Consider the following 25,821-nt stretch of genomic DNA (forward strand, 5'->3'; position numbering starts at 1 on the left):
TAAACTGGATTTTGGCCTTAGGTTGTCACTAATCGGGGACTTCCGTGACAACCAAACCGGATTTTAGCCCTTGGTTGTCACGAATCGGGACTTCCGTGACAACCAAACTGGATTTTAGCCTTAGGTTGTCACGAATCGGGAACTTGCGTGACAACCAAACTGGATTTTAGCCCTAGGTTGTCACTAATCAGGCACTTGCGTGACAACTAAACTGGATTTTGGCCTTCGGTTGTCACCAATCAGGTACTTGCGTGACAACAAAACTGGATTTTGGCCTTCGGTTGTCACGAATCAGGCACTTGCGTGACAACCAAACTGGATTTTGGCCTTTGGTTGTCACGAATCGGGAACTTGGGTGACAACCAACGGGATTTGAGTGACATTGATGGTGGGAATAAAGTACATGAAACAAATAAAACGGCAGCCAAATTGAATTGGCCGCCGTTTTTTTACTTTTATTTACCTGATTTGTTTTTTGGAACGATGACAGTGGTTGTTGCTTTTGTTGTATTGCCGGCTTTGTCGGTTGCGATGTAGGTAATGGTGTAGATTCTGCTGCTGTCGTCGCTATTTTTGGAAGCGCGCAGGCTGAAGTCTACATCTTCTGTTCCGTATGTTGCATCCTGGATTCCATCGTCCTTGTATTTTGGATCATTGACTTTAATGGATTCTAATACGACGGATTCAATACCGGAAACTGTATCGGAATGGGTCAATGTCACCTTAATTTTCTCAAACTTATTGTTCGGTGGGAACAATTCCGCCTTGTCGACTGTAGCCTTCAGGACAGGCGCGGTCTTATCAATTTTTATTACAACGGATTGAGATTCCTCCATATTTCCGGCATTGTCCGTGCTCCGGAATTGAATCTCGTGGATTCCTTCATTGCTAAGCTCGATCGCCTCATTATAGGCAGTCCACTCGCCTTCACCAATTTTGTATTCCGTTGCCTTAACCCCTGCTTCTTCGTCCTCGGCTGTGAATTGAACCTTGACATTGGACGTGTACCAGCCATTGGATCCTTCAGTCCCTGTTACGGCTACATTTGTTGCCGGTGCGGCGGTATCGATTCGTTCAAGGACAATTTCCTTTTCAACATGGTTCTTCGCTTCGTCGTCGACGGTGATTTTCAGCTTGTTTTCACCGAGTGTCAGCCCTTTCAAATCAAGACCGAATGCCCCGTCCTGTGAAAGTGTAATCGGTCCGCTGGAAACCAAATCGCCGTTGCTATTTGTCAATTCATAACTGGCGTGAAGATTCGCATTGACATCATAGTCGATGCCAAAAACCTCTTCAACTGTCGGCCCAAAATTCACATAGGAATCTTCGATAGCACTGTTAAACGAATAATCCGGACCGGAGAACGTATATCGGTCTTCCGCGATAATGTTAGAAGGCGTCGATTTTACGTAAATCGGCCCGATCCAGTTGAAGGTGGCGATAGCCGTACCTAGTGCGTTCAATGTTGTTAAATCAAGCGTATAAACCCCGTCCGGAGCCATAGCTTTTGTTCCGGTTCCCCATTGTGTAATCTGTCCATTGAAAGCTGCTGTTTTTGGGCCTGTGCTGGTCGATGACGCAGCCACAAGGTAGCCAAGGTAGCCGTCTCCATAAAAGCCAGCCTCCTGATTTGCCGCATCCCATAGTTCTAGATATGTTGTCCTTTGAGCATTATGAAACTCATAGCGGACTGTTGTGCTGTCGAGTTTCCCATCGCCATTCGGAGAAATGTGATAGCTGTCGATCGAGAAGCTTTTCAGTCCAGTAGGCGGTGCAAAACTTGCCGCGAACGGCAGAATCAGCTTTGTTGTCCCATTCGTAATGTGAATGTAGCCAAGCAATTCGTTCCCGGTTGAACCAGATCCTTTTGGCACGTTCAGGGTTGCCTTTAGCTTCGTTTCACCTGTAAGGGTAAAATTCATTTGGTCGATAGTTACATTTGCGCCAGCAATTGTACCTGTCGCAGCCTTTGTGACCTGGACCGTAACGGTGTACTCGCTTGCATTCCCCGTCAAATTTTTCACAACAATTTCTTTTGAAATAGTTGAAGCACTCACCGTACTGGTCGGCACATTCCCGAAAGTAACGGTTCCTTTAACATTGTCATAGGTTTTTCCGGAAAAAGAGGTAGTATCCTTCGCATAAGCCAGTGCTTCGGCGGTTACTGCCTTAAGTGGCTGCGCACGGCCAGGGCCCTGGGAAAATACATCGTACTTAGCTGTGTCCAGCTGCTTTGCCGTATTCGAAATGGCAACCTTCAGATCGAAAGGCGTCCATTCCGGATGCTGGGATTTCAGGAGCGCCGCGATGCCTGTTACGTGCGGGGTCGCCATGCTCGTACCGGTAAAACGTGCATAAGACTCCGAATAATTCGCATTCGGGTAATCCTTCTTGTAGGCAGGAACTGAAGACATAATGTTTGTTCCCGGTGCGGATACATCCGGCTTGATATCAAACGTTGGCGTTGACGGGCCACGGGAGCTTGAATTGTTAATATCGTCCCCAACAGTTTTTCCTGATTCAAAATTATTGAATGTGACGGTCGCCGTTTTCTCCAACAATGCGGTTCTCAAAGCGGTTCCGTCTGTTGTTGACATGTCAAATGCCGGAATGAAAGGGAAAGAGTCGCCGAGGAGAATTCCCGCCGGACCGTTTCCGTTGGCCCCACCGTTGTTGTGAATAATAACCGAGATGGCACCGGCTTTTTTCGCAGCGGCAATTTTATCAACAAAAGGAATGCCGCCGCCGCGGGACACAAGTGCTACTTTCCCATTCACATTCAAACCTGCGTAATCCGCATCGACACCGAAATTCGGTATAGCTATGACTTCATAGGTCCCGTTCAGGATTTGTTCTGGATTTGAGCCAAATTTCCAGCCCATCATGTTAAGGTTATAGCTGGTTTGCGGAGAACCGGCTACTGTAATATTGACATTCGCCTTTTTTGTCTCCTCAGGAATTGTCGAGTTCCCTACTGAAATTGCGAATGCGGCAGATGCCGGGTTCCCGATCGTACCCCTATTTGGCCCACTATTTCCTGTAGCAATAACAGCCGTTGTGCCGGCAAGCGCGGCATTGTTGACAGCAATTGCGTCAGAAGCGGTCTGGCTGTTGCTGCTTCCACCTAACGACAAATTGATAATATCCATTTTCTCCTGGGCAGCCTTATCAATCCCGGCAATGATTCCAGAAGTTGCCCCGCTTCCATAAGCACCAAGTACTCGGTATGCATACAACTCCACTTTAGGCGCGATCCCTTTTATGCTGTATGGATTTTTTCCTTGTGCAGCGATTGTACCTGCGACATGGGTACCATGATCTGTATAAAACGAATTTCCGTTTGCGTCGAATTCCGCTCTGTTGGCAGGTCGATCCATAGGTGATGTTTCATACGGGTCATTGGCATCTCTTTGTCGTGAATAACCTGTTGCATGGCTGACAAAATTGTAGCCGCCTTTGTAAACACCTTCAAACTCAGGATGATTGTAGTCAATACCTGTGTCCAGAACAGCAACCTTCACATTTTGTCCTTCAAAGCCCATATCCCATATCGATGGAACATCCAAGAAGTTATTGCTGTTCGTTGCTGTTGGAGAATATGATTCTTCTCCCGAGGGAGTTCCTAGAGCACGGACCTCAAGATCTGGTTCAACGAGTACGACATCTGGAATAGCCAGAAGCTTTTTTACCTGGTTCGCTTTTAGCTTCAGGGACATTCCGTTGTACGTATAGCTATATTCAAACCCCTTCTTTGCCTTAATCCCTTTTGAATTCATTGCATTCTCAAACTTTTTCTGCTGGCCGAAAACTTTTTGCTCTACACCTTTTTCATCGGCTTTTGTAAATGGCTTCCCTGTCACTTTTTTCATGCCTTTCACTAGCGCGACAGGAGGCTCCGACAGTTCTACAATTACTGAAACTTCATTATCGCCAGAAAGGTCTTCGAGATCCGGATGCAATACTGGCCCATTTTCGGCCTGGGCCTTCTGGGCTGCAATTATGCTCTTCATTTGCATAATGGCTTCATTACTCAGTTGATCCTTTTTAGGCTGGCCACTAGCAGCATGGCCGTAACTTGGCAACAACAATGATAAAATAAGAGCGAAAATTAGTAATTTGCTAGAATAATTTCGGTATCCTTTAAACCTCACTTATATTCCCCCCAATTTTAGATATTCCACAAACTCCATCTTCTTTTACAATGCAATGGATTCCCCCTTTATTAAATCACCATTTATCGAAATTATCTGACTATTAAACTATAGTTGATTACCCAACTTGTGGCAATAAACATTTTTCGGTAAATAGTGGCACGTTTTTTGGAGGCTATCAATTATTAAAACACTTTGATTCTGACGAAAAATTCGCATATTTTCCGATTTTATGGGGGTTTCTTCCTTTGTTTATGCGCAAGGCAATTCAAGTTTTTAAGAAAGGGTTTTTTAAAAAATATGTCAGAGAGATACGGGGTATGTGTCGAAAAGGGATGATAGATAAAGAGGCTTGTCAAATCTTTATAGTTTAAAAAATAGGAAAGTATTTTCATAAAAAGTGGCGAAGTGGTTATTAAAAGCACTAAAAAGCTTCATTTGGCAGGCCGACCTGCTTGAACGTAGATGGCTTTTTCCGCCAGCGGATGGTTTGCGAAATCCTTAACCACCAAAATGGTAAAAATCAAAAAGATGCCATGAACCTCCCTTGGACTTATTTTGTCCTAAGGTGAGGTTCCTGGCACCAGTGGTGAACACATATAGTGATAAGAGCCTATGTAAAGTGGCTCCGATAGTCGCGGCTCCTAAAGAGGACTTCTTACTATTCAGGCGTGATGAAGAAATAGACTTGCGGGTTTTCCGGATCGCTTATGTCGGTTGCTTCCGTATATGTGATTCCTTTATAAACGAACGTTGGCTCGTCTATTTTCTGTTGCTCGGTCTTAGTGAGGCCATCCTTAATCGCCTTCATGTCTTCGGCAGTTGCTTTCGGAGCAGTCGCCTTAATCAACGTCCATTTTAAAATTTCGTACTGGTCATTGATCGCTTTTTTCTTCTCGAGTTCATCCTTGTCTGTCACGTCCTCGGGAAAATGCTTCTTGACGAGGGTGACCATGTTCACCGTGTCGTCCTCATTCAGCATTCCTGTAAAATCAAGGCCTTCCATAATCTGAATCGTAAACATTTCGCCCATCGTTTCATAGTTTCCAATCAATACCCTGGGAATATCTTTCCCTGCAGCCATTTCTTCATAAACACGGTCATACACGCGATTGGTTACTAAAATGAAATCATCCAATATCAAGTTATTAAAAGTGGAATACGAGTCAAGTTTAATACTTGCAGGCAGGCCGGTTAACCCTGCATGATCTACACCTTCGTTTTCAGATTGGTTATCGTTCACATCCACAGAGGGCTCCTTGTTACCCGCTTCTTCTTTTTCGCTGCAACCCGCCAGCATCAACATGACCATTAAACAAGATAGTAGGATTCTCACGCACTTTTCTTCCTTCCTGTAAAAATAATAGAGTAATAAGTCCTGAAAGAGAATTGCGCCGCAAGTGAAAGTTTCTTTTAAAAAACAACTGGCGCTTCAATCCAGATAGCAATCTTTCAAATCTTGTATGTATTCTGGTTTTTAAAAAAACAACTCGGTGCTTCAACCTCTTTTATTGAAGCCCTCGAAAGCCAATTTCACCCCTTTTCGGCCAAACTGTAACTTTTCTTAATTTTATCATTTTCCTCTGAATATGACAGCGGAGTTTTCCATATTTTCAAAAAAATTCTTCAAAATTCTATATTTTAGTATAAATTGCAGAAAAATGTCGCGTTTCTTCTCTGCCTCCTTGTCTGGAATTACGTTTAGAAACTAATTCAGTTGAACTTTAACAGTAAAAAACCCTTTCCGATTTGGAAGGGGTCATTTTATAAGAAGCACTTTGCAAATAAATAAATCTAGTTGGGAGGTTCCCCCTCGAAGGTTATAAAGAAAAACTTTTTCTCTCCCGCCGGGTCACTTTTATCCAACATATAGGAATAAGCAATTTCTTTGTGGACAAAAAAGTCCTCTTCCTCTTCTATCATTTCGGATTTTTGGGCCAATCCTTCCTGGACTGTTTTCAAATCCTTTTTTGTTGCTCCAGGTGCTGTGGATGCGATCAATGCCTCCTCAAGGATTGAATATTGTGCAAAAATCTCCCTTTTTGCCTCTATCTCATCCTCAGTCTCCATTTCTTTGTACGGCATCAACTGCATGAGCACAACCATACTTAACGTGTCATCTTCATTCAGGACTGCCGATAACCCAAGGTGGCTATTAAACCAGATATCAGTGGTGCCATACTTCACCTCGTATTCGCCGATGTCGGCTTTCGGAACATTTCTCTCTTTATCCATTTTTTCATGGATTGCATCATACTTGCTTTCAAAGTCCTCTAGGAAGTCCTCCAGTGTGACCTTGTTGAATGCGGAATATGGGACACCGCTCGCTTTTGTAGTTGTTCCTGGGTTCTGCGCTCCATTGCCTTGGCCGGCCTCCTTACCTCCACAGCCAGCCAACATAAGCAAAAGCAGAACATAAGCAAATTTCTTCAAAACCTTCGTTTCCTCCCCAATGAAATCCCCTATCAATCCTCCGTTTGTATTCCTAATTTTACCATCCCAAAAAGTTATTTACATCAATTTTTTTGGTATTTTTTGATAATTTATGTACTCCAACAAAGTGCTTCATTGAAAATATCCCACTTATAATGAGTTCAGGCAAACGACTTATTTGTATGAGAGAGTTCTGGAAGACCTTTAACTTCATGTTCTAAGAAAAGTTCCAGAAAACTATTAATGAGAAAAATGAAATTGACTTCTAATGAAAAGGAGAAACAAGCCCCTTTAAAATAGGCCTGTTTCTGGAATATATTTTTATGTTTGTAAGTCATTTCCCCGGGCTTTTTTCCACGCATCGAAAAACTCTTCAACAGTTGAATACCGGGCAGCTCTTTCATTTTCAACCGCCTTCAGCGCTACCTCGTAGAGATTTGCACTCGCCTGCCATTTTGAAAATGAACGGTCTAATTCACCGCCAAGCAGCACGAACGCGGCCGCACCCATATTGAAAACGTTGGTCTGGGAGTCAATTGGCGCGCCAAGCTCGAATTCCTCTGGCGACATGAACCTAGATGACCCCCACATTCTGCCCATCGAGTTGAAAAAGGGCTTTTTCTGATAAAAATCGATATCACAAATTCGTGTTGAATTTGTTTTAAAATCATACAAAATACTTCCATCGTAAAAATCGACAGCCACATAGCCCTTCTTTTCGGCCAAGGCATGGAACTTAAAAATGCACTCCAGGGCATCAAGCCTCTTTTCGGCCGACAGCTGCCTGAACCGAAAAAATGGCGAGTTTGGATCAGTGTACTTTTTGGGTGGCGGGAACTCATCCGGCATGTGCAGGCACTCCCCGTCAAACCAGTCAAAAACGAGCGCATATCCCCCGTCAACCGCAAAGTGATCCTCGAGGCGTACCAAATGTGGATGGCTCAGTTCCACATAAAGAAGCGCAGCGTCCTTCAACCGCGCCACCGCATCCTCTGGCTTTCCGGAATATCTCAACGTTTTCGCCCCCGCGAATTTCACCAGCTTTTTCACCCCATCACGTTCAATCCCAAACGCGATATTGCCAGAATCCTGCCTATCAAAGACGCAAAACACTGTCCCGTAATCCCTTAGCCAGCCAAAATCATGCTTCTCCAATATTTCGTACGAAACGCCATCAATCTTAAAACGCAACGTTTTCCCTCCCTATTAAAAATGAAGAAGGGGGCGAATCCTTCGCCTCATAACTAGTAACTTCCGGAGCCTTTTTATAAGAACCTCCCGCCTTAAAGCTCCCCTTCAGCCACCCAGCCTTCCCATAATAATCGTATGATAATAGTTTCCATCAGAGAGAAGTTTGTCTTTCCGCAGCACGCCCTCCTCCTCAAAACCTGCCGCCTTGTAGAGCTTAATCGCATTTTCATTCGTTTCCAGGACATTCAATGCCATTTTCTTGATTCCGTTCGCGTCTGCCCAGCAAATCGATTCGTTCAACAAATTTTTCCCGATGCCAAATCCCCAAAATTCTTTTAACACACAAACACCGAATTCAACTTTATGGGCCGACCGCTTCAACGAGTTTCCTTCGCATCTTGAAAACCCTGCAATCCTGCCATCCGCTTCGGCAACCAAAAACAGATTAGTCGGCCGCTCCTCATCATTGTTTATAAGCTTTCTGAATCCCGTTTCATCTATGTATGCCTCGCCGGGTTCCCTGTCCAAGTTTTCCGTTTCACCGTCAATTTTCAACCTTAATTCCGAAAGGCTTTTCGCATCCTTTTCATCAGCCGGCCTGATACAATAATGCAAGCCTTTGACAATGAATTCCTTCCGCTCTACCCTCATCGCAGCGCCTCCCTTTGATCGGTTCTCTTAGCTATTTTATTTTTGATCACCTTAGCTGGTATAAGTCGATACCGAAAAATATGCAACATATCCCAGCACCATTAAAAGTTGAAGAATAACTCCTACAATACTACAAATTAACCCTGCGGTTGCCAATCCTTTCCCATTTTCATTTGTTTGATTAATTTGTTTTACAGCTTTTCTTGAAAAAACGATTCCAATTATCCCTAGGATTAAACCAATAAAAGGGATAAATAATGATAAAATACCGACTGTTAGAGAAATTACAGAACTATTGTTTGTTTGGTTATTTTCAGGCATTCCCTTCCCCCCTTTTGTAGTTTTAGCCCTTAGGTAAAACCGGAACCCAAAGTTCATGCTTCGGTTTTCGTTTTGGGCCGTAATAGCATTCGATGCAGGGTGCGTTGGCGAGTTCGTATTCCGATGTCGGTAGCCATTCAGAATAAAGGCGTTTCCAAGCTTCCGTTATATTTGGGAAAACCGCCCACGTGCCTGGCGGGATTACTAGCGATTCCATGTCCTCGGGGATTTCGCCGCCATAACGCACACCCATGAAATAAGTAAATTCGTCAGCCGTAATTGCGGCTTCCTCCCCGCAAATCCCGAGCAGGCCTTCCAGCGCACATTGCGGGTTTTCCCATGACATATCTATCAATTCCTGGATAAACCCTTCCTTTTTAGCAGCGCTCCAAAGCCCGGGAATCGTTTTAAACGCCCGGCTAGTCTTCACTGCCTTCCCCTTCCCAACAACCGTAACTTCGAAGTCAAGCCTTTCAATCCTATACTCCATCTCCCAAACCCCTTTACGATCGGATAAAAAACGAACGCGGCACTTTTTTCCCGCTTGGATGCTGGGGTACCAATTTTCCCCATCTTACATTCCACTTTATAGGATAGGTAGGCGGTTTGCCTAGTTCAAAATGTTTTTTTTCGAAATAGAAAAAAACCCATGCAGTTAGTCGCGTGGGTCTCTGGTTCATTATAATTAGGTTGCAACGCAAGCCCCTTTACCATGTATAAGGATGAAGCATTAAGATGCAAATGTCCATGCCGGTTTGCTGAAGATTTCGTTGCTCAAGACTTTGCAGTTTTCGGCAATATCCGATTTCGTTTCTAAACCAAGCCTTGCCTTCTAGCTACAGGATCATATTCAAGAAACTTTCCCCCTGCTCGGTTTTCGGCAAGCCAAAGAAGTCACTCATTGTTGCCCCTACATCCGCCATTGTCCCGCGGGTTCCAATATGTGCGGGCCGTACTTTTTTTCCAGCAATCATAATCGGAACATATTCCCGAGTGTGATTTGAATGGCCAATCGTAGGGTCATTTCCATGATCAGCCATGATAATGATCATATCCTCTTCATTCATGGAGGGAAGAAAGTCTTTCAGCCACAGGTCCGTTTTATTCAATATTTCCGCGTACCATTCCGGATCCTCGGAATGTCCCGCAAGATCGGTTTCCTGTATATTAACGAGGTAGGCGGCATTTTCCTTTTCCTGTTCGTATGTTTCTTTTAAAATCTGGAGGATTTTATCTGTATCGACGAGCGGGAAGGCTGGCCCTTTCCCGTGTAGGACATCAGCTGTTTTGCCAATGCGGTAAACCTTTAAGCCATGTTCCGCGGCAATCATCGGGAACTGCCCCTCTATATTGACTCCATATCCCATATGAAAAACTTCGTAGCCCTTCCCATAAACTCCCGCTTTCGGGCTGTCGACTCCCCACTGCCCGGGATTCTTCTCCTTTACGACAGATAAAATCCGCTCAATCGACGTATAAGGGCCGCCATATGCAATCACCCTGCTGGTGTCAACGTGGCCACGAACTATTTTGCCAACCCTTTTTAATTCTTCGAAAGGCATTATGTTAAAATCTGCACAAAGATTGATAATATTCCCTAAAGAAGACTCTAAATTGTCGCCGACAACACACCCGCCGTTAACGAGGAAAACCGGGCGGTCTGGCCATGGATAGCTGATTTCATAGCCCTCATCTTTTAAAGCATCAGCCAATTCATTGTGAATATCCTTCATCAATCTTTTCGTTGATTTTTTCGGGCAGCTGCCCGCGATTTCCTGGTGTCCAAGATACGTATCCGCGCCGTGGTGGGCTAGCTTCGATCTCCCGTATGCAATGAAGGGAGGCTCTTTTCCATCTGCGAGCGCCCCGAGGCCCAATCCATATAGAGTAGGAATATGCAATGAAGGCACAGCTTCGCGGATGTGCTTAAATGTGTTTGCGTGGCAATCCGCTTGATTATATTCGCCGCAATCCTCCATGGCGCCAATCCCGAAGCTGTCAATGACAAGCAAAATCATTTTTGCCATTGTTACCACTTCCTTTCAAAATGTACCAGCTCGGGATTTCCGGCTTGAATGCCTTTAACCAATGCGATATGGGCCCTTGTGACAAAAACTTGAGTCCGGAAGGCGAACACGGCTGTGTCCCCAGTATTAATCGTAAAGGTAGCGCTTTTTCCGATTCGGCCATAATAATCGATGGCCTCGGGACTCCCTTCATAAGCGGGGACAAATTGATTCAAAATGGTCTCCTCGGAATCGCCCACCAAGCAGCCGGATAAATTTGAACGGCCATAATACCCTCCGCCAATCACATAATTGAAATCTGAATCGCTATGGGAAACCTCGGTGACATAGACAATGGCTGGCTCTTCCGGCAAATCCTTATAAGCATGCAATGGAGTTGTCCCTGTGAGTGCGTGTCCAGGTTCACCGTGGGTAACTCCGTTTTCCGCCAGGAAGGGAATCGTTTCAACACTTGTCGCGCTCGGGCCATTAACCTGTTGGACTGTAATGCCGTTCTGCTCAAGAATGCCCTTCGCCTTCAGCAATGTATAAAAGTTGGGAGTCGGAACCATGCTGTCACGGAATCCCGACAACTGGAAATTGGGAAAAGTAGTGATTCCGGCTATCCTGATTCCGGGGAAGCTTTTTAAAATGGCAAGGGAATCGTTCAAATCATTAATACAAAATCCACCTTCCTGCCCGGGATAAATAAGATCAGATTCCCCATACACTTTAAGCAAAACATCCTGGACTTGGCCTAGCTTTATTGCCGCATTTGAAACCTGCTCTGCTCTTTCGTTTGAAAAAACGGTTACTACCTCAGGTTTCCACGACAGCACTTCATCCCATTGGTTTTTGCCGGGCTGGACAAGGTGCCCGATATTTCCAATCGGAATTCCCGCTTCAAACAATGTTTTCCCTTCATCGAATTCAACCGCGACAGCTTTTTGAATGCCATTTTCATAGATGAGTTTGGCAACCTCGGGTAGCCTACCCAACTGCTTGCTCATAAAATAAAGATGGAAATTGTGCTCTTTAGCCGTATTGGAAAGCAGCCTGACATTTTGCTGTAAACTATCCAAATCAATCACATACGTATTTGGGGGAATCTTCCCCATTTGGTGCAGCGCGGCGCCGACACGGATTAACCCTGGATTCCTTCTTTTCGTAACATCTAAAAACACGAAGCTCCCCCCTTTTTACTGGGATTTTCTAACGATGCGTATCATGTTTCCATTGCTTCCGGTATCGTTTCTTGCAAAATTGAAATAATTGTTGATGCCCCTGCTTTCATCGGATTGATTCTGAGCCCATAGTCCTTAAGGCGGGGCTGGGCTTCAATAAAGCTTCCTGACACACGGTAAATCATCGGGATGATCTCGTATTTTGACTCAGCGCCGACTGGATGGGTCGCAGCACCTTTCAAATCACTAATTTCAATGACTTTTTTAGCGATCGGATGGGCCAATTCAACAATGACGTTTTTGGATTGAGCGTTTGTCATGTAGGCCGAACCGATACCCGGTACTTCCCCTTCATTCAACCGCCTGCAAAGTTCTTCCACCTGTTCGTTCTGAATGGCAAGTGAAACCGGGGCGAAGGTCATCATCCTAAGCAGCTCCATCGCTTCGTATCCTTGAACCTGGCCGCCGCCTGAGTAATTCCGTTCATGGACAAGATCGATTGCCTCCTTCTTCCCTACAATGATGCCGATGCCTTCGGGTCCTAAAACTTTAAAACCAGAAAAGGTAGAGTAATCCGCTCCATACTCCACGCCAATACCATGAGTCTTAAAAGCACAATAGTTATCATCCACCACAATTGGCAGATCAGGGCGAATATTTTTCACTGCGGAAATTACTTCCTTCAGGCTATAAGTGTCAGTAGGCTGCTGCCGCGCATGCTGAATATAAAAAACCTTCGCGTCACCGATCGTGTTGACAGCGTTTTGTACATCCTCAAGATTGTTAAAATCTACACTTTCCGTTTTCAAACCAAGAATTCGGATTGTTTCCTTCGTAGTCATGTAAACCGGGGCACTATGGATGATCATTTTTTCTCCCGCGGAGAGAAGAGCACTTAAGACAGTACGAATCGCTCCTGTTCCAGCACCCCTTACGAGTACACACTCCTCCGTTTCAAAAAAATCAGCGATAGCCCGTTCGACAAGGTATGTCTGTTCAGGGCGTTTCCATTTCGGTGAAACGCCCAAATCCCCCATTGATAAAAACTGCTTTCCTTCAAAATGCCTGCTCATCATATGGACAAGCCTGAACTGCAGTTCTTTTGCTTCCTCAATAGACAAGCTTGGCAAAACAGATTCCGCATATTTTAGTTTCGCAGGATCATATCCTGGCATCCTGAATCACTCCTTAACTGTAAAAGCTCTTGCCGGATTTGAAACCAGGAATAGATGAATAATCTCCTCTGGTACTCCCTCAGCTTTAAGGCGTGGCACAAAGTTCTGGAGAACAAGCCCATAACCAGGGCCGCCATGCTTTTTCCAATGTGACTTCCTCGTTAAATCAGCTGATAATAGAATTTGTTTTTCATATCCGCGCTTGATGAAATCTAGCAAAAAGTCAACCCGCTCTTCATCTGGGCGATAGTTGTTTTTTCCAATCGTGTCAAAATCAATGAAAACTCCTGTTTCAAGGACAGCCAGAACCTCATCCTTATTCGGATTAAGGTCCTGATGGCCAATAATGATTTGTTCGACTGGCAGTCCGTGGGAAGTCAACAATTCGACTTGTTCGAATCCCAATGTCCCCAGTGTGGTATGAGTTGTAACTGGAAGCCCGGTTTCCTTCCCAGCGATGGCCGCTCCAATCAATAGCTCTTTTTCGATAGGCTTCATCTCATCCTTGCTAGTACCAACCTCGCCGATCACGCCTGGAAGAATACCGGTCCCATCAATACCTTCTTTCGCCTCGCGGATAAAATGCTTTGCAAATTCTTCAGAATTCCACCCGGCAGCATAGTCTGGAATAAACGGATCTTTATAAAATCCTGTGCAGGTTACAATATGCACTCCAGATTTCTCACTGAGCCTTTTTAATCTTTTTACATCCCGGCCCATACCATCATTCGTCACTTCCACCATCGAACGTCCGCCCTGACGGTAAAAGTCTTCCAATTCCTCAAGCATGCCCTCTTCATCGTCAAGGATTGTATCGGGGTCTTTCTTAATCCTCGAAAGGTCAATCGACAAATGTTCATGGACAGCGCAAACGCCGAATTCCTCCGGCTTGATTTTGCCTAGAACTGTTTGTATCATCTTAAACCCTCATTCCTATGGTTGTGGTGGAATGGCCATAATCCCCATCGCTACAAGAATATTGGCAATAATTCCTACAAGGATTGCTCCAACCGGTCCTACCGCCATGCGCACAATCGGCCGGCCTGCAGCCTCATTCAACAAGTACGTGCCAGCGATGAAGAAGAAGCCAAATCCAGGGGCAATGGCATTCGCTGCATTGGCACCACCGATTAATAGGGCAACCTCAAGCAACTTCGACATGGCATTACGGATATTTTCACCTGAATTACGGATACCCGGGTATTTATCCAAAAACCTTGCAATAGTAGCCAAAAGCATGACTTCAAGGAAAATAACAATAACCCCTGCTAATAAAGCAACCCAAACATTCGGTGAGAATAAACCGACAACAAATATGAGCGTAAAGCCAACCGGGCTGTATACACCCGTTGCAATCGCGGTACTCGCTATAAGCGGAATGAACCCAAGAGCACGAGCGGCAGCCGCAATACCGGCGTCAGTCTCTTTGCCATCAGCAAGCAGATTGAGAGATATTGGATCCCCAGCCATGATCGCCAAGTTCGTAGCGGCGGCAATTAAGCCACCGATAATCATGAAGAAAACAACATTTTTTCTAATCTTGGCTACCTTGTCACTGAAGATGGCTGCCAGATCGATTGAAGTGCCTTCCTCTTTCTTTTCTTTCATTGCAAAAACAAGAAGGAAAATCATACCTGTAATAAGTGCCATACCTTCCTGGTTCAGCGTGACCGCTGTATCGGAGAAGGTCAAAAATTTGTTTTCATTCACAAAAACAGCCAATTGGCGTACAAGTGCGGAAACGATAAAGGTTAAGAGGCCTTTTTTTACACTGAACTGAAAAGCGACTGCCAGTGCGGGGAATGCCATAAACGTAACGACGACCGGCGCGCCAACCTGGCCCATGGCCGGAAGAAAGTTTAAAGGAAGTTTTTCAAAGAGCTTTACGAACCCCTCAAGCCCTACGAGCAAGCCGGCGCCATAGGCACCGCCAATAATCGCTGCCACAGGTGTACCCCACTTGTTCTTCGGGGTCATCAACCCGATAATGTCAGTCCCAAGCAGGATACTGTGGATCAGAATAATACTGGCCGTAAGTGTGAAGGGTATCCCAAAACCGATTACGAGGCCGAAACTCATGGCGAATGCGGTGAATGCAAGGTCCCTTCTTGTCAGCCGACCTTCAGTATGCTCGGATACAATTGGGCGGAGCCCATCATTGAACACTGCGATATTCATATTGGCCAAAACAGCAGCAACAGCACCGATTAAGACTATCAACGTCATTTCCATCTTATTTTCCTCCTAATAAATGTAGGTTTAGGCCTTAGTTTTTATTGCTGCTAGAATCATTGGAACTGCCTGCTCTTTATGGTCAGCCGTAAAGCCAAATGCTATCTTTCCTTCATTAACCGCTTGAATGACATTCGCCTCCACAGGCTTTCTGCCTGGCATTGAGACCGTTTCACAATTTGGTTTTCCAAGAAGAGCAATCGCCATGGCCAATGCGCCGCCGCCACCGGTGTGGCAAGCACCAAGATAATAATCAGCCTGGCCGGTTTTGACTGCCATTGCAGCTTCGAGATCCGATTTAACCATTGTGGTAATGCTGCTATCAAAGCTTTTTACTAAACTTTCAATCTCCTTTTTATCCACTTGCCCGCCAATTACAATTTTCATTCCGTCACGCTCCTATTTTGGTTTTGCGAAAAAACAGTCGTATAGTGAAGCAATAAATAATCAATTTCTTCCGGTGGCAATGGTTTTCCATGAATCGTTTCTAAGTATCTAATTTCTGCCATTGCCTCATTAAACCATTCTGACTGTCTCACCTCTTCCATTAATTCGGGTATTGGCCCTTCGATCTCTTCACCCCTTTCGATTCTTGAAATTGCGGTCGGCAAATGGGTAAATAACATTTCCGAACCCTCAATGTTTTCTGCTCCCAAACGCCTTACCAACCGCTGAAAAGCATCAAGGCAAATTTTCGCGGATTTTTCTGTGATAACTTCTGAATCTAGTAAAATAGAAAGTCTTTCTTCAAGGGCTTGGATATCCATACAAACCTCCAAAATACTGTATTTAGTATATTTGTTTTAAAGGAAAACATTCCGCTTAGTAATGCGGATACTTTTTTCCTTCGATAACTAGACGCTGAATACGCATGACGTTCTTAATGTTAATCGACTGGATTCTCTCCTTTATCTCATTTCGCATAGACTCGACGATTACCACAGCTGTCGTTGCCTTGGCTGCCAGTTCGTTAGCTTCTTTGGATGTAAAATCTGAGGAAGGAAATGTTCGAAAGGTATTTTCCTCATCCGCATTCCAAACAGCGGCATCAATCGTGCCTTCTTTTAGCATGGAAAAAAGCTGCATATAACCAGCTTCAATAAATTCTACGTGTTTCCCTTTGCATTCACGCAATGTGATTTCCGCCTGATCGACAGATGAGTAATCAATCCCCACTCTCATTCCGTCCTTGATAGAATTGAACTGCTCGTTAGAAAAAAAGATTTTATGCGAGGTAACATAAGATTCCTCTCCAAAGTCTCTTACGATTTCAAGGCCTTCAAATCTTCTCACTGCTTCTTCAGCCGCCAATAAAGACATAATTGAAAAATCATACCGGCGGGATTTTAACGCTTCAATCCGAGGTACTGCCCCTCTCATGTACGCAAGGCCGACTTTAATATTTAGACTTTGCAGCTCTTCAATTAATCCGGTAGCCAGCCCTTCATACCTTCTTGAATATGGTAGTGGCATTACCCCAACGATTGGCCCGATCCCAGCAATTTCATAAAGCAAATTCACATCTCTTTTACGTAAAAAAGTCCCCAAATGCCCGCGGGATTCCAATTGAATGGCGTGTAAATCCTCTAGAACCTTTAAGGCTCCCTGGACTGTCCCTCTTCCCAATTCCAGCTTTTCAGTAAAATCACTGACCCGTGGTATCCGCTGCCCTTCCTCCAAATCCAACAACTCTTTTGCAATATACCTGGCTGCCAAACCATTTTTAGAATAAAGGCTTTCCCAAATACGCGACATTTCCTCACAACCTTACATTCAGCAATATACAATATTCTGTATATTTCTACTATAGCGCTTTCAATTTTATTTAACAAGAAACAAACAACGCCTTTATAAAACTCGGCATCCTTGGGAAAGTAAAAACCCGCAAGTAATTTACTTACGGGTTTTTTAAAAAGTATCTTACTTTACTTCCCAGACACGAAGAGTCCGAATTGGGCCAGCAATGCGCTGCCGATGTAGGTGCCGAGGAAGACGAAGACGGCGACGATGCCGACTTTCCACGACGTTTTCCTTAGGTCCACGAGTTGGTCGACGACGGAGATTCCAGCAAAAGCCAGGATTGGTGTTGTGATCGATAGGAAGTCGACGGCGCCAATCGCCTTGATGAACCAGTCCGAGATTGAGCAGAAGATTAGCGATGTAATCGCGACCCATCCGAGGACCGGGAAGTCTTGAACTACTTTTACTTTAGTTTTTTTCATCAAATCGGAAATCAGGATGCCAATAAAGGAAAACATCCATAAAACGGCCAAGCCGTAAATGGTCATAATCGAAATCGGTGTTGATTCAGGGTTTTTAATTAGTTTTATTTGCTGGGTGAACAGGATTAGCCCGATACTAAGCAATAAAATCAGTCCGAATTTTACATATTTATTTAATCCAGCGGCCATTATTTTTCACCCCTTACAAATAGACGGTACATAAAGCGCTGCAGCGGAACGGCAAGGAAAACCATTGTGAACGTCCCGAGGAAGCTGGTCAAAAGCTGGCTGGCGGATGCGTATGCCAAAATCGTACTTTGCATATCTGGCATACGTGCCACAAGGCTCGAGGACGATGCCGTCATCATACTAGCTGATCCCATCCCTGAGGCAATCGCGAGTGCCTCGACACGGAAGCCAAGGTCAAGCAGGATTGGCGCCAGAATGCTGAAGAAAATCGCGCCAAATAGTGTACCTATGATGTAGAGTGACAATACCCCGCGCCCTTCAGGTGAATCAAGTGTATATTTCTCCGTAATGTAAGCCAGTTCCCCTTCACGGCCAAGCCCAAGCGTCGAGCCGATTGCTTCCCGCCTTAACCCTAGGAAAATCGCAACCGGAAGGCCGAAAAGGACCGTTCCTAAGTTCCCAAGCTCTTGGAAAAGAAATATCCAGCCAAGCTTGACAATTTCCTGGAAATGCGGAGCAACATCCGCTCCGTACCTTGCCATTAACGGAAGCATGATGAAAATCAAGTTCTTGCTAGAAAACAAAACATTTTCACGGCTGTAAATATTTTTTAAAATTCCTTTCCGAAACACTGGTATCCCCAAAATCATTGTAATCAAGATGGCGAATACGAGCGGCAAAAGTCCGACTTTAAAGGTTCCAATCGTAATCGCCTGGAAACCGATAAATTCAGCGGCAGTGATGACAAGCAGGACAAAAACGAGCAAATAAAGTAATTTTGATTTCATAGTCAGCCTCTCTGTGGTCGATAAATTTTTAAAAAAGTAGGTGTTTCGTATCGTGGCCAATGGCTGACGCCGGCCTATTCCCGATGTTTGGACAGTAAAGTGAATTTTCAAGGGTTCCGTGTCCAAAGATGCCCTATGTTTGGACAGTAAAGTGAATTTTCAAGGCATGTGTGTCCAATGATGCCCTCTGTGTACCGCGGACAATTCTCCGTGGAAAAGTACATAAAGTAGATAAAGCCAGCCAAACGGCGTTACAATTCACTCGGGGTTACATACCTTGGCATCACGACAAGGCAGGTAATTCAGAGTAACTTAAGTTAGTTTTCCCACACTCTATGCCTGTATTAAATTTGATCCTTTTCCAAAATCCCCGCGAGCAGTTTTTCATAGTCCGCATAGGAACGCTTGTACAGCTTGGAACGGTCGATTTTCCCGTTCATTTCTTCAAGTACCTGTACCATGAACCTTGGAAATACCTCAAAGATGTATTCCGGATCGATATCAATGAAATCATCGCCATGGATCGTGCCTGTAAATCCGCTGTACCCTACCTGGATGCATGGGAACATGTAGGAAAGGTCCCCAATATCACCGGCCGCGCTGATTGGGTTGTTGTTTTTAATCTGTGTGATTTCATCACTTTTTTCAAAAGCGCTAATCACGAACTCGTTCAGGTAGCGGTCCTGGACGAAAGGCAGGTAGCCCATTTGCGTTTCAATCGCGACTTCACCCTGAAGGGCGCGGGCGCTTCCGATGGCCGCGTCATCCATCCGCTTGACGACCTCTTTCATATAGCCAACCGATTGTGTCCTGATGTCGCTGCCAACTGTAATTTGGTTCGGGATGACATTGGTCGACATGTCCGACTCCATGACAATCGGATTGATGCGCACCATTTCGTCTTCGCGTAGCTGCTGGCGGCTTAGGCCGAGCGCCACATTAAAGAGCGTCGACATGCTGTAAGCATTTTTAGCAGAGAAAGGATCGAACCCTGCGTGGGTCGCCTTCCCTTTGAACGTGTATTTTTTGTATAAAAAGCCTGCCAGGTCACAGTTGACCTCGATCGTCCGCTCCGGGAACTCCCCGCCCATCGCATGGACGCAAATGCCGATGTCGATTCCGTCGAAAACCCCGAGCTTCATCGCTTCCGGCTTACCTCCGTAATAGCTGATTTTGTTTTCAGACAAAAGCTGGGCGCGGTAAGCGAGGTCCAGGTATTCTTCCGCAGGTACAAAAACGAACGTCAGCTTGTAATCGAAGTTTTTGTAAGCCTCTGTTTGGAAAAAATAGCTGTACAGAGCTAGCGCGATGCCGACCTGGGTGTAGTGGCCGCAATTGTGGGCCGCGCCGGTTTCCGGGTCCGACCACTTATGGCTCGGCGCGTAAACAGCATCAAGTTCTGCAATGATTGCGATGTTCAGGTCGGTTTGGCTGCCTAGAGTGGTTTTCAGCCCGGTTGTACTGAATTCTTCCATCTCAATGGCTGGATTCACCTTCTGTAAAAATTCCTTGACGGTGTCTCTCGTCTTGAACTCCTTGTAGCCTAATTCGGGGTTCTGGAAGATCCTCTTCGAAAGCTCTGCAATATTCTGATATTGTTTTTTGAATAACATTTCACAAATGCCCCCGTTCACTCTTGGAGTATAATTATTGATTACTTCAATATATTAGTCAAACAAAGTATGGTAGTCAATACGAATATTTTGTATTTCAGGAATCAAATCGTTTGGATTTAGGTTCAAAATTTCCAATTTAATTATGTATAAAACCCAATAGCATTCACAAAAGAATAATATTCATTCAATTCAAAATTGGTAAATAATAATACAGAAAATCATTCTCATATAAATTTTCTTCTATTGAAATTTTCCAAAAAGTTATTGTGCTTTAGTGTATCATTAAGTAGTACTTAGCACCAAAAACGCGGGACTTGAAGAACAGGAAAAGGCTGCTGAGCGGTTTGCTTCAGCAGCCTTTGTTTTTAAGCTTGCGAGGATTTTACTAGGTTTGGTGATAAACTGTTTCCCTAGACCGAGTTCCGTTTTGCCAATACCCGAACAGTAATCTGCTAGTTAATTTCCCTAAGTGGATCAGTGACGATGCTGTCCTGGAGGGGCGTTCCATTCGCACCTGTATCGATATAGAGGGGGGAATTCTCATAGTTGATTTGAACAAATTCAAATTTTCCAGATGTATTGGCACCTTTGGAAATTATTTTTTTCGCAATAATCGAGCCGGAAAACGTAACGTCTAAATCAACAGTTGCATGTGGGGCATAAAACATTCTTGGATAGGTGAGCGGGTCCCCTTTTAGCGTAATCTTAGACCCACCTGTAATAATGTGCCCTTGCACGCCATTGATGTTGTTTACATTCATATCGGCACTTTTTGCATACATTGAACCGTAAATGGTTCCATTGTTTAATGTACCCCCTGCTCCCTCAAGAAACACATAAAGCTTATTCAAATCTCTATCCACGTTTATAATCGTTCCGCTGTTCATCACAATCGTTTTGGCAAAAATGGACAGCTTTCCTTTTCCAATAATTTTTATTTTCCCATTTTGCGCTAATGCCAGATTACTAATGACAAGATTCCGGTTATAATCCCCTGTATCGATGGTCAATGTATTGCCGCTGCCCACAGTAAACCCTTTGAACGCCATATCCCGGTTCATTTTTAATAGATCGCCTGAAAAATCAATGGCAGTGGAAGGTACTTGAAAGCTAGGGAATTCTGGAAGGATGACAGGCGTATTGGCAGCATATTTTATTTGGCTTTCACTGATATTTACATTATTCCCCGTGATTTTTACATTTCCGCTTGCCTTTGTAGCATTGGTGCCGATGCTCCCGGAAATGGGGGTGTTTGCAATGTCTAACCCCTCTGTGCCGAACATGACTGTGTCCGCGTATATGTTCCTTACAACGCTCTTCGGCTTCCACGATACATGGACAATCCTCGAAACAGTTCTGGATCGGTTGTTGATTGTCCCCGTCGAAGTGATTTTATAGTCAATTGTATACGAGATGATCGTGTCGCTTGTTACTTTTTCAATTTTCACTTTGGCGACCGGCTTGTCCCCGAATGTTTCCTCAAATTCGATATACGGCTTTTCAACGCCCAGTTCAAGCGCAGCATCGACCGCATTGAAAAAACTTTGAAGTGTCGACTCGTTTTTATAAACCGTTCTGATTGCCGCACTCATTTCGTTCAATCTGGCGGTCGCGCCAGCCTCGGCGATGTAATACGCGGACTGGTAGCTCCGCTCAAATGAGCCCATCTTCATATTGTTCGCCGCCATCGCCATCATGCTGAGCCCCATGATTACAATAACAACCAAAACAAGCAGAACCATCACCATTGCCATGCCTTTTTCATTTTTCAAAATCGTTTTAGCCTGTTTCATGGTCTCACTCATTTCTGGGAAGCTTTCCTATTTCGGATATAAAACTAAGGAATCCAGGCAATTGTCGAATATAAATCCATTTAGTTTTTTTCAAAAATAAAGGCGGCTCTCTTATTTTCGGATAAAAATCGTTGTAGATAACGTGGTTTGCGGATTGTTCGGAGTGTTTTTGGCGGACATTGAAATGGTAACTTTATTGCCGGACATTTGAATTTTAAAATCTTTGAGGCCTGTAATAACCTGAGTGCTGTTTTTCATCAAATTGCTATTTTCCAGTTTGTAAATATCCGTTTCATTGATTGTCAGGACATTGTTGGCGACGTTCACACTTGTAGCCTTCCTGATTTCTTTTGTGATGATATTCAGGCCGAGGCGGACATCTGCCTGGTTTTGGACTTGCGCGGATTGATTTATTGCCTGTTTTTGCCCATACAGAAAAATCGAGCTGCCAAGCACCAGGATGAGTGAGAGGAGCGCAACGCCTGCTAAAACCTCTGCCAAAGACAAGCCTTTCTGATTTTTCAGCATGTTGAAACCCCCTATTGGTTCCACGAAAGTAACGTTTCCATCTGTGCTTCCTTAACGGCTTTTGTAGAATCTTTATATACTTTGACTTTCACCTTGGCCAATTCATTTGCGGTGCCTGAATTGGCAAGCTGGACAAAAGCGTAATGGCCGCTGTCCACTTTTTCAAAACACCTGCTGCCTGTTGGGCAATCGGATGTTGTTTGTGTATAGCCGTAGGTGGCATTTGTGAGTAACGCCGCCGCGCTATCGATGGACGGTACAGTCGAAACCACGTTGTAAACAGTCTCCATTTGCGCTTCTGCCACGTACGTTCCATCAACCATGTTTTTAGAAAAACTATTGGAACGGGCGGAATGGGCAAACATCGGCAGCATGGAAACAATGATAATCGACAGGATCATCATCGCGGCCAATATTTCAATTAGCGAAAACCCTTGTTTCGAATTAAGAATCCGAAATAGTTTCATAGTGGTAGTTTCCTTTGTAAAAAAGACTAAAAATTACAATGAGTGACATTTTCTCATTAGTTAAGCCTATTTTAGCAGTGGAAAACCTTTCATACAATTCCCCAATATGACAATAGTGTGGCGGTAAAACTTGTTAGTTAAGGTTGGAAATACCTAGTGGAATGGCTTTGTTACTGGGGAAAATGTTGATGCTTCCTCTTGGGACCGTTTTGGGGGAGATCCCATGGGGAAACGGTCTTGATGAACCCTCTAAAGACCGTTTTGAGGAAGTTCCTCCGAGGAAACGGTCTTGATGAAACGTCTCAGGACCGTTTTGAGGATGTTCCCCCGAGGAAACGGTCTTGACGAACCCTCTAAAGACCGTTTTGGGGAAGTTTCCGTGGGGAAACGGTCTTGATGGACCCTCTAAAGACCGTTTTGAGAAAAGTTCCCTTGGGGAAACGGTCTTGATGGACCCTCTAAAGACCGTTTTGAGGAAGTTTCCCCGAGGAAACGGTCTTGATGACCCTCCCAGGACCGTTTTGAGGATGTTCCCCCGACGAAATGGTCTTGATGAACCGTCTTAGGTTCTTTTTAATAGATTAATAATTTCTCCCTTCTAGCTTGAAGCTATATCCGAAAGAAAAAAGCAGACCGGAGCCAATTCCGATCTGCTTTTTATCCTAGAGGGCTTGCGCTCCACCAGGACATTTTTTTATCCCGGAGCGGGGCCGTACCCTAATTTTTTGTGTTAAAACGATTTTATCGTTGTTTCGAACTCAAATGTTTTGCCGTTTTGTGTTTTTACTGTGATTTTGGTTTTACTGTTGTCGAGCCACATGCCGAATTTGTAGTTGATGCTGAAGCCCCAACTGGCGTATGGGTTGATGGTTGCGCTGATACCGGCGCTTTCCAAATCAGACGCTGTATACGTTGTGTAGAGCCTTCCTTTTTCGTATATCTCGACTTTTTCGACAGTGACAGCCTGTTCATCACGGCTGTACACGTTGACCGCAAGAGATTGGATGACGTTGTTGATGAGCACAGACGGATAGCTGTTCAGCACAAGCTGCGGCCGGTCGCTAACTGTTACAACCGTGCTCGCGCTTTTCCCTTCCGCTGTTGCCGTAATGGTCGCCGTTCCTTCCGCAACCCCGGTCACGATCCCATTCTCATCAACAACAGCCACGCTAGGATCCGAAGTTGACCACGAAACACTTTTGTTCGTTGCATTGGCCGGGGAGACAACTGCGTTCAACTGCTTTGTCCCTGCGATTTTCACAGTCGCGCTCGCAGGCAACCCTACCGATGAAACCTTCTCAACATACGTCACAGCCTTGGAAAGCTCTTCCGTCGTATTGCCCACCGCGTCCGAAGCAACAACAACGATCCGGTTCAAGCCTTCCGCCAAAGCAATTTCTTTCGTAAAACGGCCTTCAGAATCAACCGTTGCCGCTTCACCGTTCACGGTAACAGCCGCGCCGGCCTCCACAGTCCCGCTAACCACATATGAACCGTTGTAAACTGTTTCATCCGCCACATCGAACGTGACCGTTGGAGGCGTTGTATCAATCGTAAACTTCACCTCAACCGTAGCCATTAAGTTATCATGCTCAGCTGTTACAGCCAGTACATAATTGCCATCTGCACGGATTTCCGAACCGAGCTCATAACCCGGCACTTCCACCCCGTCTTTTTTGAGGACGGCCGTGTACTCCACGCCTTCCACCGCTTTAACCGCAGGGGTAGCCGACTTCACAACATCCCCGTCAATCCCGGTTACCACCGGAGCTTCCGGTGCAATAAGCGGTTCAAGCACAATTGGAGCCGCATTTACAGCTTCACCGCTGCCAAGCTTTATTCCATAAACGATTTCTTGCTTCACAGTCGTGCGCTCCACTTTTGGGACCGCAACAACCAACTTGTTCCCATCCACCGTTATCGCATCCGATGCAATCTCGATGGCCTGGCCATTTTTTACAAAAACAAGCTCTTCAGGCACCTCGGTTACTTGCTTATCCAGCGTAACGGTTACCGTTCCATTGACGGCTGCCACGCCTGTCACTCCCGCCGGGCGCGCCTCCTCGTATTTCGGCATCACCACTTCGGCCTGCTCGGTCAGTTTAGCCTTGAATGTACCGCTGACTTTTGGAAGGTACTCGTTCACCTGGCGAGCCGCATCCTTCGCGGCGGCGAGTTCCTTGTCCTCAAGCCCCCCGTCGAGCAGCTTGTCCAGCTGGTCAAGCTTCATCGCGACGGACACATCATAAATCATACTATCGCGGAGATCCTGCGCCTCTTGCTTGTACGCTTTAAAGAGGTTCCGCGTCGTCAGGCCGTATACGCGGTAAATGATGACCGTCCGTGCCTTCAGCTGGTAAGAAATTTCGTGGTAGTACGACTGGACGCCATCAAGGTCGCCGGCATTGATGCTCTTTTGAAGAGCGTCGGTGTTCGCCATGACATTTTTGACAGTATAATTGTACGCGTCAATGTACGGGATGACCCGCTCGGTGATGTACGTTTTGTAGTTCGTATCCAATTTTAAAAGCAGCGCCGCCTTTTGCGTTCCGCCGCGTTTTACAACAGCTGCCCTCGCGCTCGCGTATGCCGCTTTGGCCGCGTTGTATTCCTTGTACACATCAGTGATGTTCGCGAATTTTCCAGTCGCCGTCACATCGCTGTACTGGTGGTAGGCCTTCTTCATCTGGACTATGGCCCGGTCCACCGTTGTCACAATGCTTGTCGCAGCGTTCGCCTGAAATGGCGACACGAACAACAGCAAGGACAATAATAAGATAGTTATCCTTTTCATTATGTAAAAACCCCCTTTTCAACCTAAATTATATAAATATACCAATTAGATTGAAACGGCAACTCTTTCCTCTAAAATTA

21 protein-coding genes and 1 pseudogene are annotated in these 25,821 nt (G+C 45.1%); all 22 read right to left on the reverse strand.

Features of this window, described 5'->3' with window-relative positions; translation table 11 throughout:
• Positions 1 to 455 precede the first annotated feature (455 nt).
• The 22 genes and pseudogenes from V1499_RS17820 to V1499_RS17925 all read right to left on the reverse strand — a co-directional run bounded on the left by V1499_RS17820 (position 456) and on the right by V1499_RS17925 (position 25,741).
• The gene (locus V1499_RS17820; protein ID WP_409271267.1) at positions 456 to 4,151 is read right to left on the reverse strand and encodes a S8 family serine peptidase; all 3,696 of its coding nucleotides are present in this window, start codon (positions 4,149 to 4,151) and stop codon (positions 456 to 458) included.
• A 661-nt stretch (positions 4,152 to 4,812) separates the two neighbouring features.
• Positions 4,813 to 5,487 carry a hypothetical protein gene (locus V1499_RS17825; RefSeq protein ID WP_409271269.1) on the reverse strand — a complete coding sequence of 225 codons (675 nt, stop codon included), beginning with the start codon at positions 5,485 to 5,487 and terminating at the stop codon, positions 4,813 to 4,815.
• A gap of 458 nt (positions 5,488 to 5,945) precedes the next feature.
• The gene (locus V1499_RS17830) at positions 5,946 to 6,584 is read right to left on the reverse strand and encodes a hypothetical protein (RefSeq protein ID WP_409271271.1); all 639 of its coding nucleotides are present in this window, start codon (positions 6,582 to 6,584) and stop codon (positions 5,946 to 5,948) included.
• Positions 6,585 to 6,905: 321 nt separating this feature from the next.
• The gene (locus V1499_RS17835; protein WP_409271273.1) at positions 6,906 to 7,775 is read right to left on the reverse strand and encodes a serine/threonine protein kinase; all 870 of its coding nucleotides are present in this window, start codon (positions 7,773 to 7,775) and stop codon (positions 6,906 to 6,908) included.
• A gap of 105 nt (positions 7,776 to 7,880) precedes the next feature.
• Complete coding sequence (locus tag V1499_RS17840) at positions 7,881 to 8,426, reverse strand: GNAT family N-acetyltransferase (protein ID WP_409271274.1); 546 nt, start codon at positions 8,424 to 8,426, stop codon at positions 7,881 to 7,883.
• Between the two features lie 51 nt (positions 8,427 to 8,477).
• Positions 8,478 to 8,747, reverse strand: a complete 270-nt coding sequence (locus tag V1499_RS17845; RefSeq protein WP_409271276.1) for a DUF4190 domain-containing protein — start codon at positions 8,745 to 8,747, stop codon at positions 8,478 to 8,480.
• A 22-nt stretch (positions 8,748 to 8,769) separates the two neighbouring features.
• Positions 8,770 to 9,252, reverse strand: a pseudogene (locus V1499_RS17850) (GyrI-like domain-containing protein); the annotation flags it as partial.
• A gap of 331 nt (positions 9,253 to 9,583) precedes the next feature.
• Positions 9,584 to 10,774 carry a phosphopentomutase gene (locus tag V1499_RS17855; RefSeq protein WP_409271278.1) on the reverse strand — a complete coding sequence of 397 codons (1,191 nt, stop codon included), beginning with the start codon at positions 10,772 to 10,774 and terminating at the stop codon, positions 9,584 to 9,586.
• A gap of 2 nt (positions 10,775 to 10,776) precedes the next feature.
• Positions 10,777 to 11,937, reverse strand: a complete 1,161-nt coding sequence (locus V1499_RS17860) for a YhfX family PLP-dependent enzyme (protein ID WP_409271280.1) — start codon at positions 11,935 to 11,937, stop codon at positions 10,777 to 10,779.
• Between the two features lie 41 nt (positions 11,938 to 11,978).
• The gene (locus V1499_RS17865; RefSeq protein ID WP_409271282.1) at positions 11,979 to 13,112 is read right to left on the reverse strand and encodes an aminotransferase class V-fold PLP-dependent enzyme; all 1,134 of its coding nucleotides are present in this window, start codon (positions 13,110 to 13,112) and stop codon (positions 11,979 to 11,981) included.
• Positions 13,113 to 13,118: 6 nt separating this feature from the next.
• Positions 13,119 to 14,030, reverse strand: coding sequence for a phosphotriesterase (locus V1499_RS17870; RefSeq protein WP_409271284.1), 912 nt, complete (start codon positions 14,028 to 14,030; stop codon positions 13,119 to 13,121).
• A 15-nt stretch (positions 14,031 to 14,045) separates the two neighbouring features.
• A complete protein-coding gene (locus V1499_RS17875; RefSeq protein WP_409271285.1) occupies positions 14,046 to 15,344 on the reverse strand; it encodes a YhfT family protein in 1,299 nt (432 codons plus the stop codon).
• Between the two features lie 27 nt (positions 15,345 to 15,371).
• Positions 15,372 to 15,731, reverse strand: coding sequence for a DUF2620 domain-containing protein (locus V1499_RS17880; protein WP_409271287.1), 360 nt, complete (start codon positions 15,729 to 15,731; stop codon positions 15,372 to 15,374).
• Complete coding sequence (locus tag V1499_RS17885; protein WP_409271289.1) at positions 15,728 to 16,111, reverse strand: PRD domain-containing protein; 384 nt, start codon at positions 16,109 to 16,111, stop codon at positions 15,728 to 15,730. The genes V1499_RS17880 and V1499_RS17885 overlap by 4 nt, the downstream gene beginning before the upstream one ends.
• Before the next feature lie 55 nt (positions 16,112 to 16,166).
• Positions 16,167 to 17,099 carry a GntR family transcriptional regulator YhfZ gene (gene yhfZ, locus V1499_RS17890; RefSeq protein WP_409271291.1) on the reverse strand — a complete coding sequence of 311 codons (933 nt, stop codon included), beginning with the start codon at positions 17,097 to 17,099 and terminating at the stop codon, positions 16,167 to 16,169.
• Between the two features lie 170 nt (positions 17,100 to 17,269).
• Positions 17,270 to 17,755, reverse strand: coding sequence for a hypothetical protein (locus V1499_RS17895; RefSeq protein ID WP_409271293.1), 486 nt, complete (start codon positions 17,753 to 17,755; stop codon positions 17,270 to 17,272).
• On the reverse strand, positions 17,755 to 18,543 hold the full coding sequence (locus V1499_RS17900) for a DUF3100 domain-containing protein (protein WP_409271294.1): 789 nt from the start codon (positions 18,541 to 18,543) through the stop codon (positions 17,755 to 17,757). The genes V1499_RS17895 and V1499_RS17900 overlap by 1 nt, the downstream gene beginning before the upstream one ends.
• 344 nt (positions 18,544 to 18,887) lie before the next feature.
• A complete protein-coding gene (locus tag V1499_RS17905) occupies positions 18,888 to 20,156 on the reverse strand; it encodes a M20/M25/M40 family metallo-hydrolase (protein WP_409271296.1) in 1,269 nt (422 codons plus the stop codon).
• Positions 20,157 to 20,611: 455 nt separating this feature from the next.
• Complete coding sequence (locus tag V1499_RS17910) at positions 20,612 to 21,952, reverse strand: PilX N-terminal domain-containing pilus assembly protein (RefSeq protein WP_409271297.1); 1,341 nt, start codon at positions 21,950 to 21,952, stop codon at positions 20,612 to 20,614.
• Between the two features lie 111 nt (positions 21,953 to 22,063).
• The gene (locus V1499_RS17915; protein ID WP_409271299.1) at positions 22,064 to 22,480 is read right to left on the reverse strand and encodes a type II secretion system protein J; all 417 of its coding nucleotides are present in this window, start codon (positions 22,478 to 22,480) and stop codon (positions 22,064 to 22,066) included.
• An 11-nt stretch (positions 22,481 to 22,491) separates the two neighbouring features.
• Positions 22,492 to 22,947, reverse strand: a complete 456-nt coding sequence (locus V1499_RS17920; RefSeq protein ID WP_409271300.1) for a prepilin-type N-terminal cleavage/methylation domain-containing protein — start codon at positions 22,945 to 22,947, stop codon at positions 22,492 to 22,494.
• Positions 22,948 to 23,677: 730 nt separating this feature from the next.
• Positions 23,678 to 25,741, reverse strand: a complete 2,064-nt coding sequence (locus tag V1499_RS17925; RefSeq protein ID WP_409271302.1) for an Ig-like domain-containing protein — start codon at positions 25,739 to 25,741, stop codon at positions 23,678 to 23,680.
• Between the last annotated feature and the right edge of the window lie 80 nt (positions 25,742 to 25,821).

Source organism: Neobacillus oceani, assembly GCF_046237595.1.
GTDB classification, from domain to species: Bacteria; Bacillota; Bacilli; order Bacillales; family Cytobacillaceae; genus Bacillus_D; species Bacillus_D oceani.

Bases quoted from the DNA above. Each gene is read 5' to 3' on its own strand.
- V1499_RS17865 (WP_409271282.1), bottom strand. From the start codon at position 13,112: ATGCCAGGATATGATCCTGCGAAACTAAAATATGCGGAATCTGTTTTG.
- yhfZ (WP_409271291.1), bottom strand. From the start codon at position 17,099: ATGTCGCGTATTTGGGAAAGCCTTTATTCTAAAAATGGTTTGGCAGCC.
- V1499_RS17845 (WP_409271276.1), bottom strand. From the start codon at position 8,747: ATGCCTGAAAATAACCAAACAAACAATAGTTCTGTAATTTCTCTAACA.
- V1499_RS17880 (WP_409271287.1), bottom strand. From the start codon at position 15,731: ATGAAAATTGTAATTGGCGGGCAAGTGGATAAAAAGGAGATTGAAAGT.
- V1499_RS17925 (WP_409271302.1), bottom strand. From the start codon at position 25,741: ATGAAAAGGATAACTATCTTATTATTGTCCTTGCTGTTGTTCGTGTCG.
- V1499_RS17885 (WP_409271289.1), bottom strand. From the start codon at position 16,111: ATGGATATCCAAGCCCTTGAAGAAAGACTTTCTATTTTACTAGATTCA.
- V1499_RS17855 (WP_409271278.1), bottom strand. From the start codon at position 10,774: ATGGCAAAAATGATTTTGCTTGTCATTGACAGCTTCGGGATTGGCGCC.
- V1499_RS17840 (WP_409271274.1), bottom strand. From the start codon at position 8,426: ATGAGGGTAGAGCGGAAGGAATTCATTGTCAAAGGCTTGCATTATTGT.
- V1499_RS17910 (WP_409271297.1), bottom strand. From the start codon at position 21,952: ATGAAACAGGCTAAAACGATTTTGAAAAATGAAAAAGGCATGGCAATG.
- V1499_RS17905 (WP_409271296.1), bottom strand. From the start codon at position 20,156: ATGTTATTCAAAAAACAATATCAGAATATTGCAGAGCTTTCGAAGAGG.
- V1499_RS17920 (WP_409271300.1), bottom strand. From the start codon at position 22,947: ATGAAACTATTTCGGATTCTTAATTCGAAACAAGGGTTTTCGCTAATT.
- V1499_RS17915 (WP_409271299.1), bottom strand. From the start codon at position 22,480: ATGCTGAAAAATCAGAAAGGCTTGTCTTTGGCAGAGGTTTTAGCAGGC.
- V1499_RS17875 (WP_409271285.1), bottom strand. From the start codon at position 15,344: ATGGAAATGACGTTGATAGTCTTAATCGGTGCTGTTGCTGCTGTTTTG.
- V1499_RS17900 (WP_409271294.1), bottom strand. From the start codon at position 18,543: ATGAAATCAAAATTACTTTATTTGCTCGTTTTTGTCCTGCTTGTCATC.
- V1499_RS17895 (WP_409271293.1), bottom strand. From the start codon at position 17,755: ATGGCCGCTGGATTAAATAAATATGTAAAATTCGGACTGATTTTATTG.
- V1499_RS17870 (WP_409271284.1), bottom strand. From the start codon at position 14,030: ATGATACAAACAGTTCTAGGCAAAATCAAGCCGGAGGAATTCGGCGTT.